The organism is Streptomyces sp. NPDC051576 (assembly GCF_040681835.1).
Lineage (GTDB): Bacteria > Actinomycetota > Actinomycetes > Streptomycetales > Streptomycetaceae > Streptomyces.
This window is the reverse complement of the sequence record NZ_JBFAZO010000008.1, coordinates 372,687-387,796: the sequence shown is the minus strand read 5'-3', so window position 1 is coordinate 387,796 and position 15,110 is coordinate 372,687. Positions and strand designations below refer to the sequence as shown.

The following is a 15,110-nucleotide window of genomic DNA, read 5'->3' as shown; positions in this document are numbered from 1 at the left end:
CGGGTCAAGGCCGTTGCCGAGCCGATCGCGTACGGTACTGGCGCCCCGCCACACCCCGCCCCGGCACGGTCTTGGCCCGCCCCCGTCGACCGCGACGACGAGCAGACGCAGCCGGGGCACTCTGTCTCTGCCCGTACGCCCACCGTACGACGGGCGATTTCTCCAGCGGATCCGGTCGAGGCGACGAGCCCCTGAACTGCGTCAAGAGACCAATCGGCTTGTCATGCAAGGACCAGGGTTCCTCGGCCGACCCGGTTGTTCGTGGCTTGCTGCAGGACCACGGTTACGCGCGCTGTGGGCCAGCACAGGCGCGGCCCTCGAACCACGTGAGAGAGGGGATCAGAAGCCGCACGGCCATAGATAGTCGTACGGATACGGATTGAACGAATACGGCACATTGTTGGCGGGGATGTACTCCCACGTAGTTCCGTCCGCGCTCGTGAAAAATGCGGATGCATCGCCGGTTTGGTTGTTGGTGACGCCGCCGGCGTCGATGAAGGCACCCAGCGTCCGCTCGGCGCAATAGTAGAGCTGGAAAACGGTGTGCAGGCCGTCGCCCTGTCCAACCGAGATGCACAGATACCCGCGCGGACAGTTGTTCAGATAGTAGCTCCGCTGGGCGTTGGTCTGATTGCGGTAGACGTGCTCTGCGGGAAGCGAGTTGGTGTACAGCGGGGACACGGTGGGCGTCCAGGCGGCGATCCCGACGTCGCTCGCAGGTGAAGGTAACTCTCCTGTCGCTGCGGCTGCAGTTGTTGACGACTGGGCCGTCAACGTCATCACCACGAGCAGGAGCGCCGCAGCCATGAGCGCCAGCACCCCCTTTCGCGCAGGGCGGTGTCTATCCATGAGAACTGTCATCTCTCTCGCTCCTCTGCTGACTCCGCGACGAGAACAGAGTGCAGGCCGCGGCCGGGGCTGTCGTTACGGCTGCGTGCACGGTTCTTTAGTCTGCGCGCACTGTCGCGCTCTGCTGGCGGAACTGGCGCGGGGAGAGGCCGTAGGCGCTGCGGAAGGCCTGACTGAAGTGCGCGGGGCTGGTGAAACCCCAGCGAGCGGCGATCGCGTGGATCGGGCGGGCGGCCAGCTGGGGGTCGGCGAGGTCGCGTCGGCATTGCTCCAGGCGGCGTTCGCGGATCCAGCCGGCGACGGTGTGCCCCTCCTGCTGGAACAGTTTGTGCAGGTAGCGCAGGGAGATGTGGTGGGCGGCGGCGATCACGTCCGGGCCCAGCCGATCATCGCCAAGATCGTTCCGGATGAAGGCGCGGATCTGGGCCATGAGCGCGCGCTGCCGGGCGTGGGGTGGCACCGTGCTCCGGGTGTCCAGTGCGTCGGCCAGTGCGGTGGTCAGCACGTCGAGGGCGAGGGTGGACAGCCTGGCGGTGTCGGGCGGGCTGAGTTCGTGCATGTGCCGGGCGAGGTTCAGCAGGAATTGTGAGGCCAGTGCTCCGATGCCCTGGGTGCCCGGGATGCGCGCGGCGCTCAGGCGCCGCAGGTCCCGGGCGGGCAACGGCAGCAGCGAGCGGGGGAAGCGCAGGAGCAACAGCTGGCTCACGGGCAAATCCGGTGCGAACTGGGCCTGATAAGGATGCGAGAGGTCGTACAGAGTCATATCTCCGACTCTGAATTCTGCGTGCTGGCCGTCTTTCGTCATGGCGCCGCCGCCGCGCACGATGCAGCCCACCTTGAAAATATCGGGGTCGGCCTGACGGATGAGTTTGGGCGTGCGGTGGATCGAGTGCGGCATCGTGGTGATCAGCGTCGTCTGCACAGGGCCGAACTCGCTGATCCCGACTTGAGCCTCAAATCCGCTCTCCACCTGCGAGCTGCAGCGTAAATCCAAGGGCGTCCATAGCTTGGAGTGCATGTCGCGCCAGAAGCCGAACCGCTCTCCCGCCGCCACCTCGGCGGTGCTGACCATGTCCATGAGCCCAGTGTTGGTGGTGAGGGGCGGACCAGCATCGACCGAACAAGCCGAATACGTGGACGCGCGAACAGCCACCGAAGCGATAGGGCCCTGGCCTTGTGCCGGATCCGCTCCGGCTGCCGGCGGCATGCGGCACACACGTCCGCACTGCGGGCGTGGTCTGGCTGCTGGTACTGATCACCCTGTGGCCGATGCTCTACCAACGACGGCCGACGAAGCCGTCGCAGCGGGCGGTGATGACCGGGGCCTGAGCGACGGGGCCCGCAAAGGCCAGCCACTCGGTCGGGTGACGGCCGGCGGCATCGTCGCTGCTCGTCGGACCGAAAAGAGCCGTTTCCGGGCCTCGTGGCCAGATCCCTCCTATCGTGGAAAGACACAGTGACCCTCGGCGTCGAAGCGGGCAGGCCATGCAGGATCCGGAGATCGACTATGCGGCGGTCTTCCACGCCCTGCCCGGGATGGTGGCGCTGCTCACCCCCGACCTCGTCTACGTCGATGCCAATGAGGACTTCGAGCGGCTGTCGGGCCGCAAGCGCGAGGAACTGGTCGGCCGCTACATCTTCGACGTCTTCCCCGAGAACCCCAAGGATCCGGCGGCGGCCGGCATGCGTGAGACCCGGGAGTCGATGCAGCGCGCGGCGAGGACCGGCGAGCGCGACACCATGGCCCTGCTCCGCTACGACATCGAGGATCCCGACGGAACCGGCCGCTGGGTGGAGCACTTCTGGAGCCCGGTCAACGCGCCCGTCCTTGGCCCGGACGGCGAAGTGACGCTGATCGTCCACCGGGTCGAGGAGGTCACCGAGTTCATCCGGGCCTTCGGAGGCAAGGCCGACGACAGACGCGCCCGGGTCCTGGAGGCCGAGCTGTACACCAGGGCCCGTGAGCTGCAGGAGGTCAACGAGCGGCTGCGCAAGGCGCACGCCCATGAGCGCGAGGTGGCCCTGACCCTGCAAGCCGCGATGCTGCCTCCGCCGCGGCCCGTCGGCCACCATCGGGCTGCCGTCCGCTACCAGCCCGCCGTGGGCGCCCTGAACGTGTGCGGCGACTGGTACGACCTGGTCGATCTGCCCGACGGTGGAATGGCGGTCGCGGTCGGTGACGTCGTCGGGCACGGTCTGGCGGCGGCCTGTGCCATGGGGCAACTGCGCAGCGCCCTGAGCGCGGCCTGCCGGGTCGCCGACGGACCGGGCTCCGCCCTGGAGGCCCTCGGTCTGTACGCGCGTTTCGTCGAGGGCGGCGAGTCGGCCACCGCGGTGACGACGTTCATCGACTGGGACGACCACACCATCACCTACAGTTGCGCGGGCCATCCTCCCCCGGCCCTGCTCGATCCCGACGGCACGGTGACCTTCCTCGACCAGGCCACCGACCCGCCCCTGGGTGCCAGGCCCGAGCATGTCGGCCGACCCGAGACGAGCGTCCCCTTCGCCGAGGGCGCCACGCTCGTGCTGTACACCGACGGCCTGGTCGAACGTCGTACGGAGGACATCGACCGCGGTCTGGCCCGCCTCGCCGGCTCTCTCGCCCGGCACCGGCACGCGGAACCCGAACCGCTGGCCGACGCGCTGCTCGCCGACCTGCTCCCCGCCGAGGGCAACACCGACGACACGGCCCTCATCGTCCTACGTCTTTGACGGCGGCCCCCGGCAGAAGGCTCCGGCACGTCCCGTCCACAGCTTCCCCGGCCGATTGTCAGTGATCGCCACCAGCGTGCCGCATGTCGTCGCACAGACGCCGGGACGGCCCGGCTGAACTGTGCTTTCTCAAGGCTGCCTTGATGCGGTAGGCACCGGACCAGCGCGCTCGCGTCAGATCATGTCGTCCAGCGGACGCAGCTCGTCGGCGTAGGAGACCGAGGTGCGGCGGAGAATCCCGTTGCGGGCGACCGTGTACTGGCCCATCCGCCACAGCGGCGGGGAGTAGGTGTGGATCGACACGCTGCCGGCATCGCGTCCGGTGAGCCGGTGGATGTGGTCCGGGCCGAAGCAGAAGACCTGTCCGGCCGGGACCTCGGTCGCCAGGCTCGGCACGCCGACGGCCAGGTTGTGTTCGACGAGTGCCCCCTCGGCGACCGCCACGGCGCCGGAGGAAATATCGTGATCGTGCCAGCCGGTGTCGTTCTGCGGGGTCCAGCACAGCACCCAGACGTCGACATGGGCGTCGCGGTACAGCGAGACGTAGTGCCGCTTGTCGTCGTCGAAGGCGACGTGCTCTCGCCACCTGCCGGGGTCAGCGGCCAGCGACGAGGCCAGCTCAAGCAGCTCCCGCTTGTCCAGGTCCCGGCCCGGGAGCGCGTCGAGCGTGACGGCCGCCCGCACCCGGTGCCACGGCTCGGCGTCGCGGGCGGCGGCGGTGTCGAGGTCGGGGGACGGAAGCGGTGCGGTCACGGTCGTACTCCTTCGAGCAGGTGGCATGGATTGCTGACGTGTACGGCGTGCTCCGCCGCCGCGCCGAGTTCGGGGGCGCCCGGGGCGGCACAGGGCCGATCGCTGCCCAGTACCAGGGCGTCGATGCCCAGGACGCGAGCCACCGCGTCCAGCGCCTGGCGGCCGTACGACGAGGTGTCGACGAAGACGCGCGGGTCGAGCCGGAGTCGGCCGCCGCCGTGCGTCGTGAAGCGCTCGTGGTGGACGGGTGCCAGGCCGGCCGCGGCGGCGAAACAGATCCGCAGCCGGGGCAGGAGCGCGCGTCCGGCCGTGTACCAAGACCACCACGCGGCGTGCATCTGACCGACGTGTCCGACGACCGCCGGCCACCACGGTGGCGTCGGTTCCTCCGACGGCTGCCGCCGACCGGGGTGTACGAGCACCGGCTTCCCGGCGGCCTCGGCGACGGCCAGCAATGGCGCGAGCTTCTCCAGGGCTGTCGGTGTGGCCAGCGCGGTCGCCGGGAGCTGGAGCCCGATCAGCCGATCGCGGAGCAGTGCGGTCAGGCCGTCGTGGTCGGGTTCGGCCAGGTGCGCGGAGGCCCACCCGACAAAGGGCTCGGGCAGTTCTCGGACGCCGTGGTGCCAGGCGTCCAGCAGCGGAGCGGCTTCGCCGGGTTGCAGGTGCTCGATGCCCAGGGAGCCGGAGAGCGAGACGGCGATGCGCCGCAGACCGGGATCCAGGCAGGCGCGGCGCAGCGGGTCGTGGTCCTCCGGCCGTACCGCGATGGGTGGTTCACCGGGCAGGTGCAGCGTCCAGCCGTCGAGTCGGGGCGGGCGCTTACGGGTCCGCAACCGCTCGACGAGGGCCTCTGGCCACAGGTGCTGGTGGATGTCGGTCGCACCGCGTTCGCACATACCACCTCTTGACTTAAGCGGTTCAGTGATGCGCTCCAGTGAAGCGCTTAAGCTGAGCCGGTGTCAATGCGTGCCCGGAGGCCGCTCCGCGCCCAAGCGACAGGAGCAGCAACCCAATTCATCGAGTCGTTACACTGACCAGGTGCCAAAACAGCCGCGGCGGATCACCCTGCGCGACATCGCGGAGGAGACCGGTCTCTCCGCCGCCGCGGTGTCGTACGCGCTGCGCGGTCTTCAGGTGCCGCCCGAGACCCAGCGACGCGTCCGCGAGGTGGCCGACCGGCTCGGTTACCAGGCCGACCCGATCGCCCGCGCCCTGGCCTCGGGCCGCACGGGGTACGTCGGGGTGCTCTGCGGATCGCTCGCCGACGTCTGGCAGCAGGACATCGCCGCCGCCCTGGGCCGCAGGTTCCTCGGCGTCGGCCGGCACGCCCTGATCGTCGACGCCTCGAACGACCCCGAGCTGGAGGCCACCCTCGCCTCCCAACTGGCCGACCAGCGGGTGGACGCCCTGATCGTGCTGCCGGTCGACCCGGCCGCCGGGCACTGGAAGGAAGTCGCCCGCCGGACGGTGCTGACGTCCATCGGCGACGGCTTGCCCGGCGCGGCCACCGCCGCGGAGGTCGTCTTCGACAACGAGGCCGGGGTCACCGACGCCCTCCACCGACTCGTCGACTGCGGCCACCGCAGGATCGCGGTCATGACCCCCAGCCGCCCCACCACCCCCGACCGCCCTGCCGAGGCGATCGCCCACAAGGTCGCGCAGAGCCTCGGTCTTGACGTCACCCTCCACCCCTCCCCGCACGACCTGGACGGCGCCACCGCGGTGGCGCGCACCGTGCTCAGCTCGGCGAATCCGCCGACCGCCTTCCTGTGCCTGGCCGACTCGATGGCCTACGGCGTCTACGCCGGAGCACGCGAACTGGGACTCGACGTACCCGACGACGTGTCGGTCATGGGTTACGACGACCACCCGCTGTCACGACTGCTGACGCCCCCGCTGTCCAGTTACCGCTGGCCTGCGGAACTGCTGGTGGACCTGGTGGTCAAGCGCACGGTCAAGGCGATCGACGAGGACAGGCTCAGCCGCCGCAAGGTACTGGCCCCGGCGGCGAAGCCACGCGGTTCGGTCGCGGCGCCGAGGACCGCGGGTCCGTAGAACCGCGCCCTCGCAGCGGCGGCCAGCACGTACTGGGCGCCGTGCGGAGCGCGGCCACCGCCGCCCAGGTGTTCCTCCTGGATAGGGTCGGAACGTGACCCGCAGCAGCAGACTGCCCGAGGACTCGGCGGCCAAGGACGAGTTGTCGCCCCGGGCAGCCCGCGCGCTGTGGTGGGGGACGGCAGGCGGGGTTCTCTGCGTCCTCGGCACCCCGGTGCTCGTCGCCGGTTCGGAGCACGGCTGGCGACTGCCCGTGGCCGTCGCTCTGGTCCTCACGCAGGTCTACGCCCTCAGGTGGCAGGTGCGCGCCCCGGTCGCCGTACTGGCCGCGAACACGGCGACGGGGCTGGCGGTATGGGCGCTGCTGCCCGCGGTGACGTTGACGGGTGCGCTGCTCGCGGCGCAGTTCACCTTGTGCGTGCTGTCGGCCACCAGGCCGCGGCGGGTCTCCGTACGGGCGCTGGTGGTGATGTGCCTGCCCGCGGCGTTGGCGCACTGGGTGGGTGGCGTCACGGGGTTGGCGGTCTATCTGTTGACGGTGGTCCTCGCGTGGACCGCGGGCCAGTGGCGCAGGGCGCAGCAGGCGCGGACGGCGGCGGAGACGCGCCGGGCCGTGGTGGAGGAGCGGGCGCGGATCGCGCGCGAGGTGCATGACGTCGTGGCGCACACCCTGTCGGTGATGGTGGTGCAGGCGAGTGCCGCCGACGACGTGTTCACCGAACGCCCCGAACAGGCACGTCAGGCGCTGCGGGCCATCGAGACCGGTGCCCGCTCCGCGCTCGGTGAACTGCGCCTGCTGCTGCGGGCGTTCCGGCCCGACACGGAAGAGGAGGGGGCCGGGGAACTGTGGGAGCCCGCGCCCTCGCTCACGCGCCTGGACGAGTTGGCCGACACCGTACGAGCGACGGGGATGACCGTGCACCTCCAACGCGTGGGAACCACCGAAGGACTGCCGGCCGCGGTGAACCTGGCCGCGTACCGGATCGTCCAGGAGGCCCTCACCAACACGCTGCGCCACGCGTCCGGTGCCACCGAGGTGCGGGTGTGCCTGACGGCCGGGGAGGAATGCGTGCAGGTCAGCGTGGTCGACAACGGGCGTACTCCGTCCGGGCGTTCGGCCTCGGCGGGCGCGGGACGCGGTCTGGTGGGGATGAGGGAGCGGGCCCGGCTCGTGGGCGGCAGCCTGCGCGCGGGTCCGCTGGCAGATGGCGGGTTCGAGGTGGCGGCGCGGCTGCCGGTAGGAGGCGCGTGATGACGCTGCGCGTGGTGGTGGCCGACGATCAGGCTCTGGTGCGTACCGGATTCCGCATGATCATCGACGCCCGGGACGACCTCGAAGTGGTCGGCGAGGCGTCGGACGGTCAGGAGGCGGTGCGGCTGACGCGGGAGCTGTCGCCCGATGTCGTGCTGATGGACGTCCGTATGCCCGTGGTGGACGGCATCGAGGCGACCCGGCAGATCGCGGAGTTCGGGAGTCCGGCCCGGGTGCTCGTGCTGACCACCTGGGACGTGGACACGCATGTGGTCGCCGCCCTGCGGGCCGGGGCGAGTGGCTTCCTGCTGAAGGACATCCGCCCCACCGAACTCGTCGACGCGATCCGCCTCACGGCACGCGGCGACGCGCTGCTGGCGCCGACCGTACTGAGCCGGGTCCTCGACCGGTTCCTGCGCACCACACCCGACCCGGCACCGCCACCACCCTTGCGGGACCTCTCCGGCCGCGAGCGGGAGGTGCTCACCCTGATCGGGCAGGCACTGTCGAACGCTGAGATCGCCCAGCGGCTCGGTCTGTCGGAATCCACCGTCAAGAACCATGTCACCGCGGTGCTGCGCAAGCTCGGCCTGCGAGATCGCGTCCAGGCCGTCGTCGCCGCCTACGACCACGGCCTCGTGCGACCGCGCCCCTCCTGAGGGAGCAGTGCCTCCTCCTCAAGGATGAGGCCGAGTCGCCATCCTCCCGCGTTCCCAGTGCCGGTCCACTCCTCCGGCCGATCCGGGGCCGGGCCACCCGGCCGTAGCGTCGAAGCGTGACCGACGACCTGGCCTGCCTCATGTATCTGCTCGCCCACGACGAAGCCGCCGAGGGCCCCTACGACCGTTCCCGGACGGAGTTCCTGGTCCGTGCCGCCGCACTCGTCGACCTCGCGTTGCGCGGCCGACTGCGGGAGGAGGGCGGCGCGGTCGCCGTGTCCGGGGCGGAACCGGTCCGCGACCCGGTCCTGGACAGCGTGCTGCGGGACGCCGCCGGGCACGGGTGGAAGGCTCTCGTACGCCGGCACCGCAGGCGGACTCTGACGCAGGTGGAGGACGGGCTCGCGACAGCGGGACTCCTCACCGTGCGGAGGCCCCGCTTCGGCAAACGGCGGCTGACCGTGACGGACCGGGCCGTGCCGGCCGCTCTCCGCGCCCGCGTGTCCACGGCGCTGCACGGGGACGGACCCGTGCGGGAGATCCCCGCAGCCGACGCCGCGCTGCTTGCGCTGGCCTCGGTCGGGGGCATCCGCTCGGTCGTGTCACGGCAGGACCAGAAGACCTACCGGGCTCGTATCGACGCCTGCACAGGGCGACTTGGCGCGCTGGCGCCCGGCCTGGAGAAAGCAGTACGGACCCTGCCGATGACCATGATCGCCGCTCGGGGCGGAATGGGCGGCAGTTGACCGAACGGGGAGAAGATGACCATGCACCGCCTCCTGACCACCGCCCTGGGCTGCGCCCTGGCCGCCGTCCTTACGACGGCCTGGTCCCCGGCACCACCGACCAAGCCCGACCCACCCGCGGCCACTGTATTCACGTACGACGGCCCGGTACGGGGCGCCGTGCACGACGGCTACCGCACCTTCGAGGGCATCCCCTACGCCGCTCCCCCGGTCGGCAGCCTGCGCTGGGCGCCGCCCCAGCCAGCAGCCCCCTGGTCCGGCGTACGGGACGCGACGCGGCCCGCGAGCGCCTGCCCGCAGCCGGCCGGCGAGGTGCCCGGGGGCAGCACCGACGAGGACTGTCTCCATCTCAACGTCACGACGCCCGACGGCGCGGAACCGTCTCGCCCCCGGCCGGTGATCGTGTGGCTGCACGGCGGCGGCTTCACCACCGGAGCCGGTGCCTCGTACGACGCCCACCGCATGGCCACGCGCGGCGATGTCGTGGTCGTCACCGTCGACTACCGCCTGGGAGCCCTCGGTTTCCTCGCGCACAGCGGGCTGCCCGGCTCCGGCACGTTCGGCCTGGCCGATCAGCAGGCCGCGCTGCGCTGGGTCCGCGCCCGGATCGGCGCCTTCGGGGGCGACGCGCACAATGTGACGCTGGCCGGTGAGTCGGCGGGCGGCTACAGCGTCTGCGCCCAACTCGCCTCGCCCGCCGCCGCAGGTCTCTTCGACCGGGCCATCATCGAGAGCGGCCCCTGCACCGGCCGCCCCGACCGGCCCTTCGCCCCGTCCTCCGTCCCCCTGTCCACGGCGCGTGCCACCGGCGCGGACCTCGCGGCCAAGGTCGGCTGCGGCTCCGACCGCGATGTCCTGGCCTGTCTACGGCGCGTGGACGTCTCCCGTCTCCTCGCGGACCAGGACACCGAGCAACAGCCCGCCTACGCAACCCCGTTGCTGCCCAGCGATCCCGGGGCGGCGATCGCCTCCGGCCGCTACCACCACGTCCCCGTCCTCATCGGCAACAACCACGACGAGGGCAACGGCTGGGCCGCCGGGATCATCCAGGCCGGCAACCCGGTCACCCCCGACACCTGGCCCGACGTCGTGGCCGCCTTCTTCCCCTCACCGGGGGAGGCGAAGGCGATCGTCCACGAATACCCGGTGCACCGCACGGACGGGGGTCCCGTGTTCGGCGCGGTCATCGGAGACGCCGACTTCGCCTGCCCGACGGCACGCACCGACGACCTCCTCGCCGACCAAGTCCCCGTATGGCGCTACGAGTTCGCCGACAAGAACGCCCCGCCGCTCACCTCGGGCACACCACCGTTCCCGCTCGGCGCTCCGCACGCGAGCGAACTGCCCTACCTGTTCGCCCTGGGCGGCCGCCCTCGCGAACTCACCGCCGCACAGCATCGCCTGGCCGACACCATGATCGACTACTGGACCCGCTTCGCCGACACCGCCGACCCGAACGACCCGTCGTCACCGCACTGGTCGCGGCAGACGGTCCAGTCCCTCGCGCCCGACCACATCGCCCCCACCGACACGGCGCAGACCCGCCACCACTGCGCGTTCTGGAACGCCCTCGGTTAACTTCCGCGCGGCAGAGGTGACTCAGGCGCTCCGGTCCGGCCCCGGAACATCCGGTACCGGACCGGAGCGCATCCCATCGGCAAACGTTCCCGATGCCCGGCGCCGACGGACGTGGTCAGCAGGTCCAGGCCCAGCGCAATCACCAACACCCCCGACCCGGAAGACCCCAGACCCGCCACCACTACGCACTCCGGAACACCCTCGGTCAACTCCCGTGCGACAGAGGCGATTCAGACACCCGGTCCGGCCCCGGGACATCCGCTACCGGACCAGGCGCATCCCATCGGCAAACGTTCCCGACACCCAGCCCCGACGGAGACGGTCAGCAAGTCCAGGCCCACCGCGATCACCAACACCCCCGACCCGAACGACCCCACGTCACGCACAGACCCCGCCACCACTACGCACTCCGGAACACCATCGATCAACTCCCGCGCAGCAGAGGCGATTCAGACACCCGGTCCGGCCCCGGAACATCCACTACCGGACCGGAACCCATCCCATCGACTACCGTTCCCGACGCCCAGCGCCGACGCGAACGGTCAGCAGGACCAGTCCCACCGCGAGGACACCCAGCTCGCACCACGAAGCGACGGGAAGACGTTCGCCGAGGAGACCGACCCCCAGAACCGCCGCGACCGCGGGCTCGACCAGGGTCAGCGCCGTGGCGGACGACGCGGGTGTACGGCGTAGGCCGTGTCCGAAGAGCCGGTAGGCCAAGTAGACGGTGAACAGGGCGAGATACCCGGCCACCGCGGCGCCGCGTGTGGTGGCGAGCCAGTGCATGTCGACGAACAGTACGAGTGGCACGACGAGCAGTCCGGCCGCGCCGAAGAGCACGCCCATCACGGCGTCGGAGGCGTGCCCGCGGGTGATGAGCCAGCTGCCGATGAGTGAGTAGGCGGCGTAGGACAGTCCGGCGCAGGCGGCCAGGGCGACGCCTGTCGGGTCGATCGGTGTGGCGTGTCGGGTTAGTTGGGGGCCCAGGACCAGCAGGGTGCAGCCCAGCACGGCGGCCGCTGTCGCGCCGGTCCAGCGTGCGGTGGGGCGGGCCTGTCCGGTGAACCAGGACAGCAGTCCGGCGAAGACCGGTGCGCTGCCCAGCGCGATCACGGTGGCCACCGCCACGCCGGTCCGTGCCACCGCCGGATAGAAGGTGATCGGATACCCGGCGACGGCCGGCGCGCCGAGGACGAGCAGCCACCGCTCGGCGCGGGTGCAGGCGACGGGCAACGAGCGGGCACCACGGGAGGTGAGGTACAGCAGGATGCCGCCGAGGGTGAGACCGGCCGAGCCGATGGCCGCGGCGGGCGCGTCGGCCGGTGCCAGGGAGCCGGTGGTCCCGGTCGTGCCCCACAGCACCGCCGCGGCGATGATCGGTGCGGGGCCGCTGAGGAGAGCGGTGCGAGAAGGGCGTGCGGGAGTCGGATGGGTGGTGCGGTTCGGCACAGTCGTGTTCTTCCGTCGTCGAATGCGTCAGGGACTCGATTCGAAACGGGCGCACGACCACTCCCCCAAACCACCTTGTCGCGGATCGGTCGGGGTCAGGAATCAAACCGTCGGTGTCTGCGCCCGGTCAGGCGCGGAGCGGCGGCAGAACGACGTGCCAGTAGGTGTTCACTCGGTGAGGCTACCGGGTGAGGATGTGGGCGCTGGATCCCGGCGGACGGCTGCCGCCCGCCGCCGTAGGGGATAGCGCATGTGACCCACACCACACGACACGGGTGCATAGCCAGGCCGATGCCAGTGCCTTTCTAAGAGGTGAAGGGGCGCGTGCGTGCTCGACAGGGAGGTAAGGGGGAACGCTGATGGGGCAGTTGCGGGCCGATGAGTTCGACCGGTTCGTGGCGGCTCGGTGGTCGGCGTTGCTTCATCTGGCGCGGCTGCTCACCGGCGGGGACCGGCACCGGGCGGAGGATCTGCTGCAGGAGGCGCTGGTCAAGCTGTGGTTCGCCTGGCCGAAGGTGGCCGAGCAGGCGCCGGAGGCGTATGTGCGCAGGATCCTGGCCCGTGCCGCGGCTCGGTCGGCACGGCGCCGCTGGTGGGGCGAACACCCGGTGGACCGACTGCCCGACCCGCCCGAGGCGGGCGACGAGACCGCCGCCGTGGACGAACGGACGCGCCTGGAGGCCATGTTGGCGTTGCTGCCGCCGCGCCAACGGGCAGCCGTGGTGCTGCGCTACTACCAGGATCTGCCCGAACAGCATGTCGCGGAGGTGCTGGGGTGTCCGGTGGGCACCGCCCGTTCGCTCACGGCGCGCGGCGTCGCCCGCTTGCGGCAGCTTCTGGCCGATGCGGTCGAGCCGGTCGAGGCCGTCGAGTGAGGAGCGAAGAAGGAGCCATGGATCACTTCGAGCAGGAACTGGCGCGCATGATGCGTGACAGTCAGGAGGACACGCCCTACGAGGACCGGCACCGACTCCGCCTGCGGGCCGGCGTTCGCTCACGCCGGCGGACCCGGACGGCCTGGACGGCGACCGGATCGGTGCTGACCGTCGCCGGGCTCGGGGTCGGGCTGGTGATCCTGGCGAACTCCTTCGCTCAGGGTGGGCCCACCGGTCCTCAGCCCCGCCCGGTCACCTCGGCCGAGTCCGTCCTCCCGAGGCCGGCGACCGCACGGCCCGCGTCCAGCGAGGCCGGGGTGCCGTCGCCGTACCGGGTCTCGGTTCCCGGACAGGGACCGATGCCGGGACCGACCTCCGCCAGGTAGCTCCACACGTCAGAAAGCTCCCCACGTGATCCCTCACCACGCGACCCCGTCTGTCGACGACCCACAGGAGGCGCCGAACAGCCTGCCGCCATCCTGGGAGCGGCGACTGCGCCACCTCGGGTACGTCGCGCGTCCGCGTACGTCCGTGCGCGACCGCCTGGTCGTGCCGTTCCCCGAACCCTCGACACGGCTGTGGCGTGTGCTCGGGCTGTCTCCGGACCTTGCCTGCCGGCTCGCGCGCCGGTCGGGATGGGGCGGGCCGCTGCTGGTCGCGTTTCTCGCCGGGCTGCCGCGCTTCTGGCGGCTCGACAACCCGCGGGCGATCGTGTTCGACGAGACGTACTACGCCAAGGACGCCTGGTCCTTGCTGCGGTTCGGATACGAGGGCACCTGGCCGAAGAGCAGCATCGCCGACCCGCAGGTCCTGGCCCATCCCCAGGTGATCCCGCTCTCCGACGCCGGGGCCTTCGTCGCGCACCCGCCGACGGGCAAGTGGGTGATCGCCCTCGGCGAGTCGGTGTTCGGCCTCACCCCCTTCGGCTGGCGCTGCATGACGGCGCTCCTCGGCACGCTGTCGGTGCTGATGCTGTGCCGAATAGGGCGCCGCCTGTTCCGTTCGACACCGCTGGGCTGTCTGGCCGGAGCGCTGATGGCGATGGACGGCCTCCACTTGGTGATGAGCCGCACCGCTCTGCTCGACCTCGTCGTCATGTTCTTCGCGCTGGCGGCGTTCGGATGTCTGCTCATCGACCGGGACAGGGCGCGGGCCCGGCTCGCGGCAGCCCTGCCGGCCGACGAGGACGGCCGGATACGTCCGGACCGACCAATCGGTGACCGTGCCGGTACGGGAGCACGTCCCTGGCGGCTCGCGGCCGGCGTCTTCCTGGGACTGGCCGCCTCGACCAAATGGAACGGCCTGTACTTCCTCGCCTTCTTCGTGGTCCTCACCCTGCTGTGGGATGTCGGCGCCCGCCGCGTGGCCGGGGCGTACCACCCCTACCGCGCGGTGCTGCGCAAGGATCTCGGCCCGTCGGTGCTCTCCCTCGTCCCGGTCGCCGTCATGACGTATCTGGCCACGTGGACCGGCTGGTTCCTGTCCGGCGACGGCTACGGACGCCACTGGGCGGACGGCCGCGGCGGCACCTGGTCGTGGATCCCGGCCCCGCTGCGCAGCCTGTGGCACTACGAGCACGCGGTGTACCAGTTCAACGTGGGGCTGCACACTCCCCACAAGTACCAGTCGAACCCCTGGAGTTGGCTGGTCCTCGGCCGCCCCGTGCTGTTCTCCTACGAGTCGCCGAAACCCGGGACGGACGGCTGCCACACCGCGACCGCCTGCTCCCAGACGATCCTCGCCCTGGGCACACCGCTCCTGTGGTGGTCGGCGTGCTGTGCGCTCGTGTACCTGCTCTACCGATGGGCGCTGCGCCGCGACTGGCGCTCGGGCGCCGTCCTGTGTGCCGTGGGTGCCGGTTACCTGCCGTGGTTCCTGTACCAGGACCGCACGATCTTCTCCTTCTACGCGGTCGTCTTCGTGCCGTACCTGTGCCTGGCGGTGACGATGATGCTGGGGGCCCTCATGGGTCCACCGGGAGCAACTGACAAGCGCCGCACACGAGGTGCGGTGACCGCGGGCGTAGTCGTCCTGCTCATCGCCTGGAACTTCATCTACCTCTTCCCGATCTACACCGACCAGACGATCCCGTACGCCGACTGGCACGCCAGGATGTGGCTCGACACCTGGATCTGAGCCCGAGCACACTTCAGCGCACCGTACCGACGCGCCCGGCGAC

General features: G+C 70.9%; 14 protein-coding genes. 9 read left to right on the top strand and 5 right to left on the bottom strand.

The genetic code is table 11. From position 1 onward, the window contains the following. Positions 1–339 precede the first annotated feature (339 nt). Together AB0M63_RS27350 and AB0M63_RS27345 are read right to left on the bottom strand one after the other, a co-directional pair. On the bottom strand, positions 340–861 hold the full coding sequence (locus AB0M63_RS27350; protein ID WP_355909045.1) for a hypothetical protein: 522 nt from the start codon (positions 859–861) through the stop codon (positions 340–342). Between the two features lie 85 nt (positions 862–946). Then, positions 947–1,927 (bottom strand): helix-turn-helix domain-containing protein, encoded by a 981-nt coding sequence (locus AB0M63_RS27345; RefSeq protein WP_366021256.1) that lies wholly within the window; start codon positions 1,925–1,927, stop codon positions 947–949. A 407-nt stretch (positions 1,928–2,334) separates the two neighbouring features. Between AB0M63_RS27345 and AB0M63_RS27340 the strand changes: the two genes are divergently transcribed. After that, positions 2,335–3,564: a SpoIIE family protein phosphatase gene (locus AB0M63_RS27340; protein ID WP_366021255.1), complete on the top strand. Its 1,230-nt coding sequence runs from the start codon at positions 2,335–2,337 to the stop codon at positions 3,562–3,564. Positions 3,565–3,738: 174 nt separating this feature from the next. Here AB0M63_RS27340 and AB0M63_RS27335 read toward each other — a convergent pair whose 3' ends face one another. After that, entirely contained in the window at positions 3,739–4,317 is a 579-nt protein-coding gene (locus AB0M63_RS27335) for a cysteine dioxygenase family protein (protein WP_355909034.1), read from the bottom strand. Then, positions 4,314–5,213: an amidohydrolase gene (locus tag AB0M63_RS27330; protein ID WP_366021254.1), complete on the bottom strand. Its 900-nt coding sequence runs from the start codon at positions 5,211–5,213 to the stop codon at positions 4,314–4,316. Before AB0M63_RS27330 ends, AB0M63_RS27335 begins: the two co-directional genes overlap by 4 nt. A 142-nt stretch (positions 5,214–5,355) precedes the next feature. Between AB0M63_RS27330 and AB0M63_RS27325 the strand changes: the two genes are divergently transcribed. The 5 genes from AB0M63_RS27325 (at position 5,356) to AB0M63_RS27305 (ending at position 10,607) form a co-directional block, all read left to right on the top strand. Then, the gene (locus tag AB0M63_RS27325; protein ID WP_355909028.1) at positions 5,356–6,372 is read left to right on the top strand and encodes a LacI family DNA-binding transcriptional regulator; all 1,017 of its coding nucleotides are present in this window, start codon (positions 5,356–5,358) and stop codon (positions 6,370–6,372) included. 94 nt (positions 6,373–6,466) lie between these two features. Beyond that, the gene (locus AB0M63_RS27320) at positions 6,467–7,624 is read left to right on the top strand and encodes a sensor histidine kinase (RefSeq protein WP_366021253.1); all 1,158 of its coding nucleotides are present in this window, start codon (positions 6,467–6,469) and stop codon (positions 7,622–7,624) included. After that, entirely contained in the window at positions 7,624–8,283 is a 660-nt protein-coding gene (locus tag AB0M63_RS27315; RefSeq protein ID WP_366021252.1) for a response regulator transcription factor, read from the top strand. Before AB0M63_RS27320 ends, AB0M63_RS27315 begins: the two co-directional genes overlap by 1 nt. A 116-nt stretch (positions 8,284–8,399) precedes the next feature. After that, complete coding sequence (locus AB0M63_RS27310) at positions 8,400–9,029, top strand: GPP34 family phosphoprotein (RefSeq protein ID WP_366021251.1); 630 nt, start codon at positions 8,400–8,402, stop codon at positions 9,027–9,029. 15 nt (positions 9,030–9,044) lie between these two features. Further along, the gene (locus tag AB0M63_RS27305) at positions 9,045–10,607 is read left to right on the top strand and encodes a carboxylesterase family protein (protein ID WP_366021250.1); all 1,563 of its coding nucleotides are present in this window, start codon (positions 9,045–9,047) and stop codon (positions 10,605–10,607) included. A gap of 507 nt (positions 10,608–11,114) precedes the next feature. Here the strand turns inward: AB0M63_RS27305 and AB0M63_RS27300 are convergent. Further along, positions 11,115–12,056 (bottom strand): EamA family transporter, encoded by a 942-nt coding sequence (locus tag AB0M63_RS27300; protein WP_366021249.1) that lies wholly within the window; start codon positions 12,054–12,056, stop codon positions 11,115–11,117. Positions 12,057–12,415: 359 nt separating this feature from the next. Here AB0M63_RS27300 and AB0M63_RS27295 point away from each other — a divergent pair, with 359 nt between their 5' ends. The 3 genes from AB0M63_RS27295 to AB0M63_RS27285 all read left to right on the top strand — a co-directional run bounded on the left by AB0M63_RS27295 (position 12,416) and on the right by AB0M63_RS27285 (position 15,067). Then, positions 12,416–12,931 carry a SigE family RNA polymerase sigma factor gene (locus tag AB0M63_RS27295; protein WP_366021248.1) on the top strand — a complete coding sequence of 172 codons (516 nt, stop codon included), beginning with the start codon at positions 12,416–12,418 and terminating at the stop codon, positions 12,929–12,931. 17 nt (positions 12,932–12,948) lie between these two features. Next, the gene (locus AB0M63_RS27290; RefSeq protein ID WP_366021247.1) at positions 12,949–13,317 is read left to right on the top strand and encodes a cellulase; all 369 of its coding nucleotides are present in this window, start codon (positions 12,949–12,951) and stop codon (positions 13,315–13,317) included. An 82-nt stretch (positions 13,318–13,399) separates the two neighbouring features. After that, positions 13,400–15,067: a phospholipid carrier-dependent glycosyltransferase gene (locus AB0M63_RS27285; RefSeq protein WP_366021322.1), complete on the top strand. Its 1,668-nt coding sequence runs from the start codon at positions 13,400–13,402 to the stop codon at positions 15,065–15,067. The last annotated feature ends 43 nt before the right edge of the window (positions 15,068–15,110 follow it).

What these genes read in the sequence shown, in the direction of transcription:
- AB0M63_RS27350 (WP_355909045.1), bottom strand. Translation starts at nt 861, where the DNA reads ATGACAGTTCTCATGGATAGACACCGCCCTGCGCGAAAGGGGGTGCTG.
- AB0M63_RS27340 (WP_366021255.1), top strand. Translation starts at nt 2,335, where the DNA reads ATGCAGGATCCGGAGATCGACTATGCGGCGGTCTTCCACGCCCTGCCC.
- AB0M63_RS27290 (WP_366021247.1), top strand. Translation starts at nt 12,949, where the DNA reads ATGGATCACTTCGAGCAGGAACTGGCGCGCATGATGCGTGACAGTCAG.
- AB0M63_RS27330 (WP_366021254.1), bottom strand. Translation starts at nt 5,213, where the DNA reads ATGTGCGAACGCGGTGCGACCGACATCCACCAGCACCTGTGGCCAGAG.
- AB0M63_RS27345 (WP_366021256.1), bottom strand. Translation starts at nt 1,927, where the DNA reads ATGGACATGGTCAGCACCGCCGAGGTGGCGGCGGGAGAGCGGTTCGGC.
- AB0M63_RS27295 (WP_366021248.1), top strand. Translation starts at nt 12,416, where the DNA reads ATGGGGCAGTTGCGGGCCGATGAGTTCGACCGGTTCGTGGCGGCTCGG.
- AB0M63_RS27305 (WP_366021250.1), top strand. Translation starts at nt 9,045, where the DNA reads ATGACCATGCACCGCCTCCTGACCACCGCCCTGGGCTGCGCCCTGGCC.
- AB0M63_RS27315 (WP_366021252.1), top strand. Translation starts at nt 7,624, where the DNA reads ATGACGCTGCGCGTGGTGGTGGCCGACGATCAGGCTCTGGTGCGTACC.